General features: G+C 42.5%; 17 protein-coding genes. 2 read left to right on the top strand and 15 right to left on the bottom strand.

The features are described 5' to 3' along the window. Positions 1 to 723: 723 nt before the first annotated feature. The 12 genes from ndk to trmJ form a co-directional block, all read right to left on the bottom strand. A complete protein-coding gene (ndk, locus tag CXF86_RS18255) occupies positions 724 to 1,155 on the bottom strand; it encodes a nucleoside-diphosphate kinase (protein ID WP_101089040.1) in 432 nt (143 codons plus the stop codon). 216 nt (positions 1,156 to 1,371) lie between these two features. Continuing rightward, entirely contained in the window at positions 1,372 to 1,542 is a 171-nt protein-coding gene (locus CXF86_RS22820) for a hypothetical protein (protein WP_180961106.1), read from the bottom strand. Positions 1,543 to 1,740: 198 nt separating this feature from the next. Then, the gene (gene iscX, locus CXF86_RS18260) at positions 1,741 to 1,938 is read right to left on the bottom strand and encodes a Fe-S cluster assembly protein IscX (protein ID WP_101089041.1); all 198 of its coding nucleotides are present in this window, start codon (positions 1,936 to 1,938) and stop codon (positions 1,741 to 1,743) included. A 401-nt stretch (positions 1,939 to 2,339) separates the two neighbouring features. After that, positions 2,340 to 2,678, bottom strand: a complete 339-nt coding sequence (gene fdx / locus CXF86_RS18265; RefSeq protein WP_101089042.1) for an ISC system 2Fe-2S type ferredoxin — start codon at positions 2,676 to 2,678, stop codon at positions 2,340 to 2,342. Positions 2,679 to 2,686: 8 nt separating this feature from the next. Then, entirely contained in the window at positions 2,687 to 4,549 is a 1,863-nt protein-coding gene (gene hscA, locus CXF86_RS18270; RefSeq protein WP_102039699.1) for a Fe-S protein assembly chaperone HscA, read from the bottom strand. Between the two features lie 72 nt (positions 4,550 to 4,621). After that, a complete protein-coding gene (hscB, locus tag CXF86_RS18275; protein ID WP_101089044.1) occupies positions 4,622 to 5,146 on the bottom strand; it encodes a co-chaperone HscB in 525 nt (174 codons plus the stop codon). Between the two features lie 17 nt (positions 5,147 to 5,163). Beyond that, a complete protein-coding gene (gene iscA, locus CXF86_RS18280; protein WP_101089045.1) occupies positions 5,164 to 5,487 on the bottom strand; it encodes an iron-sulfur cluster assembly protein IscA in 324 nt (107 codons plus the stop codon). Between the two features lie 14 nt (positions 5,488 to 5,501). Beyond that, on the bottom strand, positions 5,502 to 5,885 hold the full coding sequence (iscU, locus tag CXF86_RS18285; protein ID WP_101089046.1) for a Fe-S cluster assembly scaffold IscU: 384 nt from the start codon (positions 5,883 to 5,885) through the stop codon (positions 5,502 to 5,504). A gap of 31 nt (positions 5,886 to 5,916) precedes the next feature. Continuing rightward, entirely contained in the window at positions 5,917 to 7,131 is a 1,215-nt protein-coding gene (locus tag CXF86_RS18290) for an IscS subfamily cysteine desulfurase (RefSeq protein ID WP_101089047.1), read from the bottom strand. An 82-nt stretch (positions 7,132 to 7,213) separates the two neighbouring features. Next, on the bottom strand, positions 7,214 to 7,675 hold the full coding sequence (gene iscR / locus CXF86_RS18295) for a Fe-S cluster assembly transcriptional regulator IscR (RefSeq protein WP_101089048.1): 462 nt from the start codon (positions 7,673 to 7,675) through the stop codon (positions 7,214 to 7,216). A gap of 197 nt (positions 7,676 to 7,872) precedes the next feature. Beyond that, on the bottom strand, positions 7,873 to 8,694 hold the full coding sequence (gene cysE, locus CXF86_RS18300) for a serine O-acetyltransferase (protein WP_101089049.1): 822 nt from the start codon (positions 8,692 to 8,694) through the stop codon (positions 7,873 to 7,875). Between the two features lie 15 nt (positions 8,695 to 8,709). Next, the gene (trmJ, locus tag CXF86_RS18305) at positions 8,710 to 9,474 is read right to left on the bottom strand and encodes a tRNA (cytosine(32)/uridine(32)-2'-O)-methyltransferase TrmJ (protein ID WP_102039700.1); all 765 of its coding nucleotides are present in this window, start codon (positions 9,472 to 9,474) and stop codon (positions 8,710 to 8,712) included. A 158-nt stretch (positions 9,475 to 9,632) separates the two neighbouring features. On the opposite strand from trmJ, the gene suhB reads away from it, so the two are divergent. Continuing rightward, positions 9,633 to 10,436, top strand: a complete 804-nt coding sequence (gene suhB, locus CXF86_RS18310) for an inositol-1-monophosphatase (RefSeq protein WP_102039701.1) — start codon at positions 9,633 to 9,635, stop codon at positions 10,434 to 10,436. Between the two features lie 606 nt (positions 10,437 to 11,042). Next, on the top strand, positions 11,043 to 11,447 hold the full coding sequence (locus CXF86_RS18315; RefSeq protein ID WP_101089052.1) for a phosphate-starvation-inducible protein PsiE: 405 nt from the start codon (positions 11,043 to 11,045) through the stop codon (positions 11,445 to 11,447). Between the two features lie 105 nt (positions 11,448 to 11,552). Here the strand turns inward: CXF86_RS18315 and CXF86_RS18320 are convergent, their stop codons facing one another. The 3 genes from CXF86_RS18320 to CXF86_RS18330 form a co-directional block, all read right to left on the bottom strand. After that, positions 11,553 to 11,795 (bottom strand): YecH family metal-binding protein, encoded by a 243-nt coding sequence (locus CXF86_RS18320; protein ID WP_101089053.1) that lies wholly within the window; start codon positions 11,793 to 11,795, stop codon positions 11,553 to 11,555. 241 nt (positions 11,796 to 12,036) lie between these two features. Beyond that, positions 12,037 to 12,579 carry a YaeQ family protein gene (locus CXF86_RS18325; protein WP_101089054.1) on the bottom strand — a complete coding sequence of 181 codons (543 nt, stop codon included), beginning with the start codon at positions 12,577 to 12,579 and terminating at the stop codon, positions 12,037 to 12,039. A 126-nt stretch (positions 12,580 to 12,705) separates the two neighbouring features. Next, positions 12,706 to 13,617, bottom strand: coding sequence for a precorrin-2 dehydrogenase/sirohydrochlorin ferrochelatase family protein (locus CXF86_RS18330; RefSeq protein ID WP_102039702.1), 912 nt, complete (start codon positions 13,615 to 13,617; stop codon positions 12,706 to 12,708). Between the last annotated feature and the right edge of the window lie 26 nt (positions 13,618 to 13,643).

Genomic DNA, 13,643 nt, shown 5'->3' on the forward strand with positions numbered 1-13,643 from the left:
ATGACAGCTACATACAGAACATTTGAACAAGTAAAAACTTAAAACCACAAACATTACAACAAACAAATAAATATACAAATAATAAACATAATTAATACAAATTAAATACATAGCTGATACATTTTACACATTACGGATACTAGCTACATGATAATGTATCAGCGATATCAGTAGTGTTGACACTCTCAGTTTTATATTAACAACCAATAAATCAAACATTACTAATATTAAGTGTCAAGCTGCTTTTGTTTTACATTCTTAATATATGAAATAGCACGGACACTCTTACTTCAACAAAGCTGACTGCTCAGTTACCAATAAAGCCTCCTTATCCGTTGTTACCTTAAGATTTCCTATTCTAATATTGGACACATAAGCCCCTCAACCACATGCATAGGTCAAAGGAGGAAAGGACAGGCTTTTTGATACTATACGTGCTTAACCGGTGAACGTTATAGATACGGTTTAGCCAGCAGAAGCCAAAACAGAGTAATATATGAACCGCTAGGTAGTTGAATGATTGAATGGTTGAATGGTTGAATGGTTGAATGGTTGAATGGTTGAATGGTTGATTTTGCCGCCACGACCTCTGGGGATGAGCAGTCACCTTGAATAAGGTGCTATACCCGCCATTGACAGGTAGTATCCCAGCTGAAACTATTGAGCGACAAATAAAAAAGGAGCCATAAGGCTCCTTTTCTTAAATCTTAGCTACGTCTCAAATTAACGAGTACGTGGGCAAAGCTCTTCAGTGCTGAAGAAGTATGCTACTTCACGCTCAGCAGATGCAACTGAATCAGAACCGTGTGCCGCGTTCTCATCAATGCTTTCAGCGAAATCTGCACGGATAGTACCTTCCGCAGCATCAGCTGGGTTAGTAGCACCTAAGATTTCACGGTGTGCAAGAACAGCATTTTCGCCTTCAAGAGTCTGAACCATGATAGGACCAGAAGTCATGAATGCAACTAGTGCACCGAAGAAAGGACGTTCGCTGTGCTCAGCGTAAAAGCCTTCAGCTTGTTCTTGGCTTAGGTGAACCATTTTAGAAGCGATGATTTTCAGGCCAGCAGTTTCAAAACGGTTGTAGATAGCGCCAATGTGGTTTTTTGCAACAGCATCAGGCTTAATAATAGAAAAAGTACGTTCGATAGCCATGAAAAGCTTCCTTCTTAAATAAACGGGTTTTTAATTTCGCGCGGATTATACGAAATTAATGCCTAATTGCCTACCCTTATAGTGCTATCAAATAGAGATAAGTCGTATTTAGAAATGCATAAAAGCCAATCAGATCACAGTTCATAAGTGAATGCCTTAAAAATTGGCTTCTGATTTAATCATTTAAGTGATGAGTTAAGCCGCTATTAGTAGTATTTACTTGTGCTTTTTCACCCATATAAAGCCTGCGGCAATCACAACTAACAATGCCAGTGCGGGTGCAATATCCATAAAGTGATGGAACAACCCAACGCCGCCATGACCTTCATGTGCAAATGCTAAGGTTGGAGTGAGTAATGATAAGGTGAGTATTAGAAACTTGCTCATATTGACGTTCCTTTGATGAATGGCTGAAACATATCACTTTTACCACTTTGCGTAGTAAAGTCATAACAGTGATGTAAGCCTAAAATCAAACACGGAAGGTGAACTTGATGTTGATCAATCCTACGTTTATTTCACTTATTAGATGTCAACTTACATGATTTAGATCACAACAGCTTGAACAAGTAATGACAATTAGTCTCACTTTTCATCAATCCAGTGAGCTTGAATTGCTTCTAAAATACGTTCATTACAATGGTCCGGATCGTCTTCAAATGTTTCAAGCTTTATCACCCAATCACATAGTTCGGTAAATCGAATAGATTCAGGGTTAACATCTGGATAATTTTCCAGTAGCGCTAATGCGATCTCTTGCGAATCAATCCATTTAAGTACCATATCCGACTCCAACGATTCAACATGATCTAAGTATAAACCAAACTCTTTATGGTGAAGGAAATTGTGGCATTAATACTAGGGGCTCTTGATCTTTCGAGCTTAGTTTTTGTTTGAATTCAATGATTTTAGTACAAGGCTTGAGCGATGATGCTTAGCTGGCTAAGCGAAAAGCTCGTAACGCAGTAATAAAAGTATTGAAACGGACCCGAAGGGCCGCGCTTCTTGGCTATTTTTACTGTGTTGTAGGCTATTTGTGGAGAATGACTAAACGACATAGCCTCCGCCTTGTCAAAATAGCCAATAAACTGCGGCAAAAACAACCGTGAAAGATCAAAAGCCCCTTAACTTTTTGCAAAAAAAACCAGTAGACGAGCTACTGGTTTATATTTTGTAGTGACAGCCTACTGACTTTCACTCACCATATTAATAGTGTACTTCGGGATATCAACAACCAAATCAGATGCCGGCACTTTAGACTGGCACGAAAGACGGCTTTCAGGCTCTAAGCCCCATGCTTTATCAAGCATGTCATCTTCCAGTTCGTCACTTGGTTCAAGTTCATCAAACCCTTCACGGATAACAACGTGACAGGTTGTACAAGCACAAGACTTCTCACAAGCGTGTTCTATGTAAATACCGTTACGCAAAGCAACGTCTAATACCGTTTCACCTTCATTGGCTTCTACAACTGCACCATCTGGGCATAATTCTTCATGCGGTAAAAATACTATTTGTGGCATATTGGGACCTATATATTGTCAACGGACTGGCCTTTGAGTGCCAGTTTGATTGAATTATCCATACGCTTAGCAGCAAAATCCTGCGTTACGGTATCTAATGCTTCGATTGCTTTTTCGATAGCATCGGTGTCTTGTTCACTCGCTAGCTGCGCTAACGAAGCCATAAAGTGCTTAATTGAAACGAGTTCATCAGCCGTGAGCAGTTGACTATCTTTGCTCAGAGCGGCATTAAGTGATTCTAATACTCTCGCAGCTTCGACCTGTTTTTCAGCTAACATACGGCGGGTAATATCTTCCTCCGCATTTGCCATTGAATCTCGTAGCATCGCGCCGATTTCAGTATCCGATAAACCAAATGACGGCTTAACCTGAATGCTCGTTTTAACGCCTGTGGACTTCTCCATTGCCGTAACACTAAGCAATCCATCCGCATCGACTTGGAATGTCACACGAATATGAGCAGCCCCTGCGGCTAATGGCGGGATCCCGTTAAGCGTAAATTTAGCCAATGAGCGACAATCAGCAACGAGTTCTCGTTCGCCTTGCACTACATGAAATGCCATGGCAGTTTGACCATCTTTAAAAGTGGTAAAATCTTGAGCACGAGCCACTGGGATAGTGGTATTACGAGACACCACCTTTTCAACCAATCCGCCCATGGTTTCAACGCCTAATGATAGCGGAATAACATCTAATAGTAGCAAGTCTGACTCAGGCTTATTACCCACTAAAATATCAGCTTGAATACCTGCACCAATAGCGACAACACGGTCAGGGTCAATTGATGTCAAAGGACTTTTCCCGAAGAAATTAGCCACTTCTTCTCGAACCAATGGTACTCGAGTTGAACCACCTACCATGACCGCTTCCAACACGTCTTCCTTGCTCACATCAGCATCGCGCAGTGCACGACGACAACTTGAAACAGTTTTCTTCACTAGCTTGCTGATCATGCTGTCAAAAGTCGCACGAGAAACCGTTAACGACAGCTCAAATCCATTATCATCGACAACGCTTGCCGTCGTGGTATCGCTATCCGTTAATGCTTCTTTAACGCGACGAGCTTCTATTAGCAATTTACGACTTAAGCTCGCACTAATTTCTGCTAGTGACCACTCCTGCTGGAAGTAACTTTGTAGCATATGGTCAAAATCATCGCCACCGAGCGCAGAGTCGCCACCCGTTGCTAATACTTCAAATACCCCTTTGTTCAAACGAAGAATAGAGATATCGAATGTGCCGCCGCCGAGATCATAAACAGCAATGATTCCCTCTTTACCTGAGTCCAATCCATAAGCGATTGCCGCTGCCGTCGGTTCATTTAATAAGCGCAGCACTTTAACACCAATTAATGAAGCTGCATCTTTAGTACCTTGACGCTGTGCATCATCAAAATAGGCCGGCACGGTAATCACCACGCCTTCTAAGGTACCGCCAAGTGTCGCTTCAGCACGCTGGACCAGCGGTCTTAAGATTTCTGCAGAAACTTGTACAGGGTTAACTTTACCCTGAGGTGTTACAAAGATAGGCAGCCCGTGCTCACTCGCTTCAAAAGCATAAGGGAACGTTTGGCTACCAGATTTAATATCTTCTAGGCTACGGCCCATGAAACGCTTAACCGACACAATGGTGTTTTGTGGGTCTTGAGCTGAAAACGCTTCAGCTTCACGTCCAACAAAGATTGCATCTTGGGTATATCGAACAACTGACGGCAATGAATGAAGATTGCTCTCATCTGCTAAGGTGCCAGCCACGCCGCTTCGAACGGCAGCAACAAGCGAGTTGGTTGTGCCTAAATCAATGCCCACTGCGAGACGGTGTTGGTGGGGAGCTGCGGTCAGTCCAGGCTCTGCTATCTGCAAAAGTGCCATATATATCCAACTTAAAAAAATGTTGGCTCAAGGTTATTGAGCCAACAGAATTATAAAATAAAAACCAGCGGGCTAATCTAAGAGCGCGTCTTCCACTCTTGCCAACTCGTCTTGTAATTTTGCCATAAACTTAAGTTTACGAATTTGGTCCGCTGCCTGCAAATGATCAGATTCCAAATCACTCAGCAGTAACACTTTTAGCGCTGCTGTGATCGGCTTTGCAAACGCATCAAAAGAAGCATAAAGCCCTTCTATTTCCGCTTCAGGATCATCACTATCGCCAATCTCTTCAAGAGATTCTCGCCATTCGATCTGCTGCATTAAAAATTGAGTATCTTTAAGCGTAGTAGACTCGTGACTCAACTCTAACCCTTTAAGGGCCAATAAGTGCTCAGCGCGTTGGATTGGGTTTTTCAATGTTTGAAAGGCATCATTGATTTGTGCAGTACGTTGTACTGACAAGCGTTTATCTTGTTCACTTGCGTTAGCAAATTTGTCGGGATGAACCGCCCTTTGCAGATCGCGATAGCGCTCTGCAAGGATGGCGGTGTCGACATCATAGGAAGGAGATAAACTAAACAGCTCAAAATAATTCATAGTTTAACTTTCAAAGCTTATACGGTAAAACTTTCACCGCAACCACATTCACCTTTCGCATTAGGGTTGTTAAATTGGAAACCTTCGTTAAGGCCTTCTTTAATGAAGTCCAACTCAATCCCTTGAAGATAGATAAAACTCTTAGCATCAATGATGATCTTTACACCATCGATATCATATAGTTCATCGTCATCATTCAAGTCATCAACAAACTCCAGTATGTAAGCCATACCAGAACAGCCTGATGTTTTTAGCCCTAAACGTAAGCCTAGACCTTTGCCGCGGCTAACCAGAAAGCTCTTAACTCGGTCTGCCGCTGCGGGAGTGATACTAATTGCCATCTTAACTCCAGGTATTACTTCGATTGCTTTGTTTTATACTCATCCAGAGCAGCTTTAATGGCATCTTCAGCCAAAATCGAACAATGAATTTTCACAGGTGGTAACGCAAGCTCTTCAGCAATGTCGGTGTTTTTAATTGCACCGGCTTCTTCAACTGTTTTGCCTTTTACCCATTCAGTGACTAATGAACTAGACGCAATTGCGCTGCCGCAACCGTATGTCTTAAACTTAGCATCTTCGATAATCCCATTATCATTAATGCGCAGTTGTAGCTTCATTACATCGCCACAGGCAGGTGCACCGACCATTCCAGTGACAACTGAGGTGTCGTTTTTATCAAACGAACCAACGTTGCGTGGATTCTCATAATGATCTATTACTTTTTCGCTATAAGCCATGATACTACTCCAGTTTATCTATTCGTTAAGGTTAGTGGTGTGCCCACTGAACTGAGTCCAGGTCAATACCGTCTTGGAACATTTCCCAAAGCGGAGACATTTCCCTTAAGTTACCAATAGATTCTTTAATTGTTTCTATTGCATGATCGATCTCTTCATCAGTCGTAAAGCGACCCAATGAGAATCGAATCGAGCTATGAGCCATTTCGTCATTTAAACCAAGAGCACGAAGCACGTAGCTAGGTTCTAAGCTAGCAGAAGTACATGCAGAGCCTGAAGAAACAGCAAGATCTTTAAGCGCCATCATCAAAGACTCACCTTCGACAAAGTTAAAGCTGACATTTAAACTACCGCAATATCTTTGGTTCATATCGCCATTGATATAAGTCTCTTCAATGTGATTGATACCATTCCACAACTTATCGCGTAGACGACGAATGCGCTCGTTATCTGATTCCATATCAGTTTTTGCGATAGCAGCCGCTTCACCGAAACCAACAATCTGGTGCGTAGCTAATGTGCCACTGCGCATACCACGTTCATGACCACCACCGTGCATAGCCGCTTCTAAACGAATGCGAGGCTTACGGCTTACATATAATGCACCGATACCTTTAGGGCCATACATCTTGTGAGCAGAAATAGACATCAGATCAACTTTTGTCTTTCGCACATCTACTGGAATTTTGCCCACACTTTGAGCTGCATCAACATGGAATACAATTTTACGTGAACGACAAAGTTCACCAATTGCATCGATGTCTTGGATCACACCAATTTCGTTGTTAACATGCATAATGCTGACAAGTAACGTGTCTTCACGCATTGCCGCTTCGATCATAGCAATTGGAATAAGGCCGCTAGGCTCTGGCTGAAGGTAAGTAACCTCATAACCTTCACGCTCAAGTTGACGGCACGTATCTAAAACGGCTTTATGTTCTGTTTTACTGGTGATGATGTGCTTACCCTTCTTCTGGTAGAAGTGAGCAACACCTTTAATCGCTAGGTTGTCAGACTCTGTTGCGCCGGACGTAAATACGATTTCACGCGGGTCGGCATTGATCAGGTCTGCAATCTGGTTACGAGCAATATCAACAGCTTCTTCAGCTTGCCAACCGTAACGGTGAGAACGAGACGCTGGATTACCAAAAATGCCGTCCATAGTCATGCACTGCATCATTTTTTCTGCCACGCGAGGATCAACCGGCGTCGTCGCAGCATAATCTAAGTAGATAGGTAGCTTCATCACACACTCCGTACTTTGTGGTAGCCATTGTGCTACCACTTACAACGTACAAAAAATTATTTTATGTTAATAACAGAGACCGCTAAACGCTGATTCTCTGTTCCTGCTGCAATTTGTCTTGTTTAACTGAGATAAATTGCACATCTCTTTTTCGCATCAATCCGGCCAATGAAATGCCGTTTAAAAAATCTGAAATTTGTGAACTTAAATCGCCCCATAAAGAGTGAGTCAAGCATCGCGTTCCGCTTTGGCAATTACCCTTTCCTTGGCAACGAGTGGCATCGACAGATTCATCAACAGCTCGTACAACCATGCCTACAGAAATTTCGCCTGCGTCTGTACCTAAGCGATATCCGCCACCAGGGCCTCGGACGCTAGATACAAGCCCATTTTTTCTAAGTTTTGCGAAAAGTTGTTCTAGGTAAGATAGAGAGATCCCTTGGCGCTCTGAAATGTCGGCTAATGGTACTGGACCATTAGTAGAATGCATTGCAACATCTAGCATTGCAGTGACAGCATACCGACCTTTTGATGTAAGTTTCATTGCTAGTACGTCTCCCAAAAAAGCATAGGGTAATTTCATCATACCTGAGTAAATTAGTCAAGTATAAAAACCTAGTGAATTGGTCAAGTATTATAAAGAACATGACAGTGGTTAAATACCCCGTCATTTTACTGGGGTATTTAACCTTTTTATTAGGCAAGATTCAATGGTGTTTAGTAAAAATGGCGTACATAAGTCTAGATAATGGGATCAAACTCATCTAATGACTTCTGGCGTTTTTGTGCTGCCGCTAATTCAGCTTCACTAAACTCATCAACTTCAAGTTCAGGAAGCTTCTCCGTACAAACACTACCGCCCAAACTTTGTACTGCTTGACAGACTTCTTGTACTTTTGAATCCATCAAAGTCATATGGTCCAGCATTTGGCCAATTGCGTTGGCGACTGGATCAGGATTGTCAGGTGCAACAGCGTAAGCATCAAAGCCATACTTCTTCGCCATTTCAGTGCGCCGATTGGTTTGCTCTGTAGATTGCTCTGACGGGCTAGCAACTGCACGTCCAGGGATGCCAACCACAGTGGTGTCTATCGGTACATCTTTAACAACCACCGAATTAGAACCCACACGCGCGCCATCATTCATCGTAATCGGTCCAAGGATTTTTGCGCCTGCGCCAATAACGACATTATTGCCAAGCGTTGGGTGCCGCTTGCCAGACTGCCATGTCGTACCACCGAGTGTCACGCCGTGATACAAAGTACAATCATTACCAATTTCGGCCGTTTCACCAATGACAACCCCCATCCCATGGTCGATAAAGAACCGGTCGCCAATGGTGGCACCGGGGTGGATTTCAACACCGGTTAACCAACGTGAGAATGTAGATAGACATCGCGCTAACAAACGCCATTTTCGCACCCAAAGCTTATGACTGATCCTGTGGATCCATATTGCTTGCATGCCTGGATAATTAAACAGTATTTCAATTGTTCCGTTCGCGGCGGGGTCTCTATGGTAGATAGACGCTATATCATCTTTAAGTCTCGCGATAACACCCATGCTAACTACTTCCTTTTACTTATCGTTGGTTTCATTCTTAGCGACGACTTTGTCTACCGACGTTAAAATTCCACGCAAGATATTCATCTCTTGACGTTCGATTCTAGCGCGACTGAATAGCCTGCGTAGCTTTGTCATTACCTGACCTGGATGTTGTTTCACGATAAAATGGGTCGATAAAAGCGTGTTCTCCATATGTTCATAAAAGTTTTCACGCTCTTTTGAAAATGGATATTCGTTTTCAGGCTCAACAAATCCGTCAGGCTTATTACTTTCAAACTCTTTTTGAACCTGCGCTAAATGCGCTACACGAGCTTCATAACAGATGATTTGAACAGCCTGCGCTAAGTTAAGCGAGGTGTATTCTGGATTGGCTGGTATCGCAACATGATAATCGCAGCCCTGCAACTCTTCATTAGAAAGGCCGTTGTTTTCACGTCCAAATACGATAGCGACGGGACCAGTGAGTGCTGATGCAACAAGTTTTTCACCCGCCTCTCTTGGCTCTAGCATTGGCCAATCGAGTGTACGGCTTCGCGCACTGGTAGCGATAACTAGGCTACAATCTGCAATAGCCTCTTCAACAGAGCCTACTGTAATAGCATGTTTTAAAATATCTGAAGCACCTGCGGCTAATGCCACTGAATGGCCATCAGGTGTAACCCTAGGTTCTGCTAGATATAAAGTGGATAACCCCATGGTTTTCATAGCACGGGCTGTTGAACCTATATTCCCTGGGTGGGATGTACCGACAAGAACGACGCGAATATTGCTGAGCATGAAATTACTTAATTTAAATGAGAGGACACTTGAAAATATTTTAACACAAGCCTGCTATTTTTACTTATACAAAAATCAGCATTTGATATCATCGAAAAAACACGTATAATTCGGCTCCGATAATTTATATCTGTTCTTTTACATCCAGGGGATTTGCAATGCTTCCAATGCATACCATTGCCGTGCGCGCCGCTCGCGCTGCCGGCCAAATAATTACACGTGCTTATGGCGAACTAGACCGTATTGAGGTTACTTCAAAAGGAGCTAATGACTACGTCACTAACGTGGATAAAGAAGCTGAAGCTGCAATTACCTACCAGATCCGTAAGGCTTACCCTGATCACACTATCATTGGTGAAGAAACAGGTGAGAACAAAGGCGCTAATAAAGATTACGTTTGGATCATAGACCCACTGGATGGCACTAATAACTTTGTCAGAGGTATCCCTCACTTTGCTGTATCTGTCGCGATGCAGTTTAAAGGTAAAACAGAAGTTGCTGTTGTGTATGACCCTATTCGTGATGAGCTTTTCTCTGCTGTACGCGGAAAATTTGCCAAGTTAAACGACTTCCGAATTCGCGTTAAGTCAAGAAACGATCTGAGTGACAATATCATTGCTACTGGATTCCCTTTCAAGGCAAAACAGCACACTGAAACGTACATGAAGCTTTTCGCTTTAACATTTACACAATGTGCTGATTTACGTCGTGCAGGTTCTGCCGCGTTAGATCTAGCTTACCTTGCAGCTGGCCGTGTTGATGGTTTCTTTGAAATCGGTCTTAAGCCTTGGGACATTGCAGCAGGTGATTTGATTGTTCGTGAAGCTGGCGGCACAGTAACTGACTTTACTGGCAACCATAACTACCTCACATCAGGAAATATCGTTGCAGGTAACCCAAAAACAACAACTGCACTTGTTAAGTCATTCCGCCCATTATTGAGCGAAGCGCTTAAGCGTTAATGATCAGCAGATTATAAATTATTTGGATATTTTAAAAACCGCCTCATTAGGCGGTTTTTTTATACCTCTGTATCTGGCTTAAAATGTTTATCCATTGATGCCAGTGCTGATATCAATTGCATTAAGTATGTAGTCAATTCAGAAGTGCTCAAACTTCTCAACTCAAGGCGCATTGACGACAGAATGGTCTATTTTGTTCCATACAAAATATGACATTTACTCCCTACATGAAGGTCAGATGCAGAAGGTACGAGACCATGAATGGCGAAGGTAGAATAATGCAGGAGCAATTATCGAGAGTAACGCATAGAGCTGTTACCGAAGATGCCAGAGCCGAGAATAACGATTAGCTTCAACCCCCAATCTCGCCTACAGGGCGTTGAATTCCAGCTGAATGGTCAGACTTTTAATGCAACTGGTATTACATAGATTGTCTAAAAACATACACGACACAGTCATTTTTTTACCTTTCATTCATAAACGTTCCGTTTCAAAATGCTGACTTTTCTATATAAAACTCGCAACTGTGAAAAGCATCACATCGTCGATGTCGCGTTTATACGATTTACTGGTACTCTTTATGAAACGACTGCATTAGGGGACAACATGGATAAAATGTATCGAAAATACGGTATTACAAGTATCAAAGCCGTTGAACATTTAGTATTAATGATTATTGCCATCGCCACTATTGTGGCGATTGGACAAGAGATAGTGCATATATTTAACGCGGGTGAAGTTGCTTTAGCTGACTTATTATTGCTGTTTATTTACCTGGAAGTGTTAGCAATGGTTTCGCATTATGCCGAGTCGGGCAAGTTGCCGATTAGAATGCCGCTTTACATTGCTATTGTTGCGTTAGCGCGTTATCTAATTTTAGATATGAAAGCTATGGACGACTGGCGTATTGCTTCGATCTCATTCTCGACGTTAATTTTAGCAGCCACTGTTATTGTTATCCGCTGGGGGCAATTGAAATTACCGTATCCCCGCCCTAAGGAAGATGATTAGTCATCACTTAAGTGCGATGAATACAAAAAATGCTCAAAGCTAACACTTTGAGCATTTTTTATTTAGATCGTGCTAATTAAACCGTACGTCTAATGCTTAATTATTTTAATGATTGCAAATACGATCGGCTGCTGTCGCAATGCCAGTCTCAGAGTGAATAAACTTACCTTTCTTCTCTAAAAAGTCAATCAAGGCTTCTGCATCCATCTCTTCGGCAGAACAAGTATGGTAACGAGCGTCCGCACCAAATGTCCCCTGCATTAACGCTTTTAAAGCTTCTCGTGATAAAGGCTCTTCATGCTCAAGCATGAGTTCCATAACCTTGTGACCGTGTATTGAATCTGACATATACCCTCAAAATTTAAGCTGCATTTAATAGACACTTTATACTGTAATTCCAACCGTTAAACTTTGATCTAAGCAACAATGTTTAACTTTGAGACGCTTAATCTTGGGATAAAGCAAAACAACATTGTATAAAGTCGATGTCGGATACACCGTTTATCATTTACATTTTTATGTTATAAAAAAAGAAGCCAATCATATGACTGGCTTCTTAAAGTAAGTGTAGCGTCACTAAACAGGCAGGTTATTCACCCTTTAGTATTTCAGGCTCGACCAACACACTGTCATTTGCATCTGAAATCCAAATCTGACCTTCACAGATGTTAATTTGCAATGCCATATTTTTACCCACCATTTGTCCCATCGCTTTAACCGCGTCTTCTGGGATATTGGTCACCGTTAGGTTATTGTAACGTGCTAGCGCGGCTTCGTTCTGTTTCCACCAAATGGGAACACTACGCCCAGCGTAGGTAATAAGCTGCACAGCTTTAGCGCGGCCACAGGCTTTACGGATCCATTTCTCATCACTTTGACCAAACTCAATCCAGAGATCAATTTCACCTGATAAGGTTTTATCCCAAAGCTCTGGTTCATCGTCAACGTTCATGCCCTTGCTGAAAGCTAAAGATTCGCTGGCATTCATTGCGAAGGCGAGCAGCCTTACCATCATACGGTCGTCGGTTTCAGAGGGATGTTGAGCGAGCATTAATTGGTGATCGTTGTAGTAAGCACGATCCATATCGGCGATTTGGAGAGATACTTTGAATACTGTTGCTTTTAAGGCCATGAGTTTTTTCGACTGGGTATTTGCGCTAAGTGTACCTTAAATCCCCCTCTAAAAGGGCTAAACATTAAGGTACTATAAACCTTGATAACAAAATACAGTACCCACTTACTCTAAACTCAAGTTAACTTAGATTGCCCCTACTTTTAAACGCTTGGCTTGCGGAAACAGTGTGACTAATCGATCAATCTCGGCAACGTCTGCATACACTAAGCAGTGCTCACCCTCGTAGAGTGCTTGTTGCAAGCTGTAATCACTCCAGTTACTGTCGCGTGCAGCATCTCGCCTAAGTAACTCATTGAGTGTATGAGGCATCGATTGTTCGCTAAAGACAATATCTAATTTTTGCAGGTAAGGCATCGCGGCGATAGGCAGAAGCTCAGCCTCGATTTGTGCATCAAGCAGTAACAGCTCCCCTTGTCCATCTTGCTGAGTAAAACAGGCTTGATAATGAGCCGTTGTTTGTTTATCAAATCGAGATTGATTGAGCTTAAAAAAACGCTCCCAAAACAATCTTCTTTGTTTAAATATTGGTAACTTTGCTTGCACGTCTTGTCGACGTTCTGCAATAAAATCAAATAGTGGCGTAATCGACTGCGGTAACCATGATTCTAGTCTGGCTCTAAGCTCCCGTGCATAAACAGGCGCGGCGCCGGCGGTGCTTATCGCTATTTGTAATCGACCTCGGTCTACAATAGAAGGCGTTATAAAACTGCAAAAGCTTGGATTATCAACCACATTAACCCATATATCACCCTGCTTAGCGATAGTCGCTAACTTCTCATTGAGTGCTTTATCTGCCGTTGCCAAATAAACTAAATCCCACGATCTGATATCGTGCTCGTTTACGGCACGCTGCTCTAGCGTAATACGCCCTTTTTGTTGATAAGCAATGACTTCAGCACTCGCCTCGTTCGCAATGACATGCACCTCAGCTTCAGTACGACAGAGCAAATCGAGTTTACGACTGGCAACATCGCCACCACCTACGATTAATACCCTCAAGGATTGGGTATCAACAAACAACGGAAAATATTGCATTAAGCGAATTGACCTCTACAGCTAAC

Source organism: Shewanella sp. GutCb, assembly GCF_002836135.1.
GTDB lineage: Bacteria > Pseudomonadota > Gammaproteobacteria > Enterobacterales > Shewanellaceae > Shewanella.

Excerpts from the sequence above, each read along its gene's own strand:
- CXF86_RS18315 (WP_101089052.1), top strand. The coding sequence starts at position 11,043 with ATGGATAAAATGTATCGAAAATACGGTATTACAAGTATCAAAGCCGTT.
- trmJ (WP_102039700.1), bottom strand. The coding sequence starts at position 9,474 with ATGCTCAGCAATATTCGCGTCGTTCTTGTCGGTACATCCCACCCAGGG.
- iscU (WP_101089046.1), bottom strand. The coding sequence starts at position 5,885 with ATGGCTTATAGCGAAAAAGTAATAGATCATTATGAGAATCCACGCAAC.
- iscR (WP_101089048.1), bottom strand. The coding sequence starts at position 7,675 with ATGAAACTTACATCAAAAGGTCGGTATGCTGTCACTGCAATGCTAGAT.
- iscX (WP_101089041.1), bottom strand. The coding sequence starts at position 1,938 with ATGGTACTTAAATGGATTGATTCGCAAGAGATCGCATTAGCGCTACTG.
- CXF86_RS18330 (WP_102039702.1), bottom strand. The coding sequence starts at position 13,617 with ATGCAATATTTTCCGTTGTTTGTTGATACCCAATCCTTGAGGGTATTA.
- CXF86_RS18325 (WP_101089054.1), bottom strand. The coding sequence starts at position 12,579 with ATGGCCTTAAAAGCAACAGTATTCAAAGTATCTCTCCAAATCGCCGAT.
- hscB (WP_101089044.1), bottom strand. The coding sequence starts at position 5,146 with ATGAATTATTTTGAGCTGTTTAGTTTATCTCCTTCCTATGATGTCGAC.
- ndk (WP_101089040.1), bottom strand. The coding sequence starts at position 1,155 with ATGGCTATCGAACGTACTTTTTCTATTATTAAGCCTGATGCTGTTGCA.
- CXF86_RS18320 (WP_101089053.1), bottom strand. The coding sequence starts at position 11,795 with ATGTCAGATTCAATACACGGTCACAAGGTTATGGAACTCATGCTTGAG.
- suhB (WP_102039701.1), top strand. The coding sequence starts at position 9,633 with ATGCTTCCAATGCATACCATTGCCGTGCGCGCCGCTCGCGCTGCCGGC.
- hscA (WP_102039699.1), bottom strand. The coding sequence starts at position 4,549 with ATGGCACTTTTGCAGATAGCAGAGCCTGGACTGACCGCAGCTCCCCAC.
- cysE (WP_101089049.1), bottom strand. The coding sequence starts at position 8,694 with ATGGGTGTTATCGCGAGACTTAAAGATGATATAGCGTCTATCTACCAT.
- fdx (WP_101089042.1), bottom strand. The coding sequence starts at position 2,678 with ATGCCACAAATAGTATTTTTACCGCATGAAGAATTATGCCCAGATGGT.
- CXF86_RS22820 (WP_180961106.1), bottom strand. The coding sequence starts at position 1,542 with ATGAGCAAGTTTCTAATACTCACCTTATCATTACTCACTCCAACCTTA.
- iscA (WP_101089045.1), bottom strand. The coding sequence starts at position 5,487 with ATGGCAATTAGTATCACTCCCGCAGCGGCAGACCGAGTTAAGAGCTTT.
- CXF86_RS18290 (WP_101089047.1), bottom strand. The coding sequence starts at position 7,131 with ATGAAGCTACCTATCTACTTAGATTATGCTGCGACGACGCCGGTTGAT.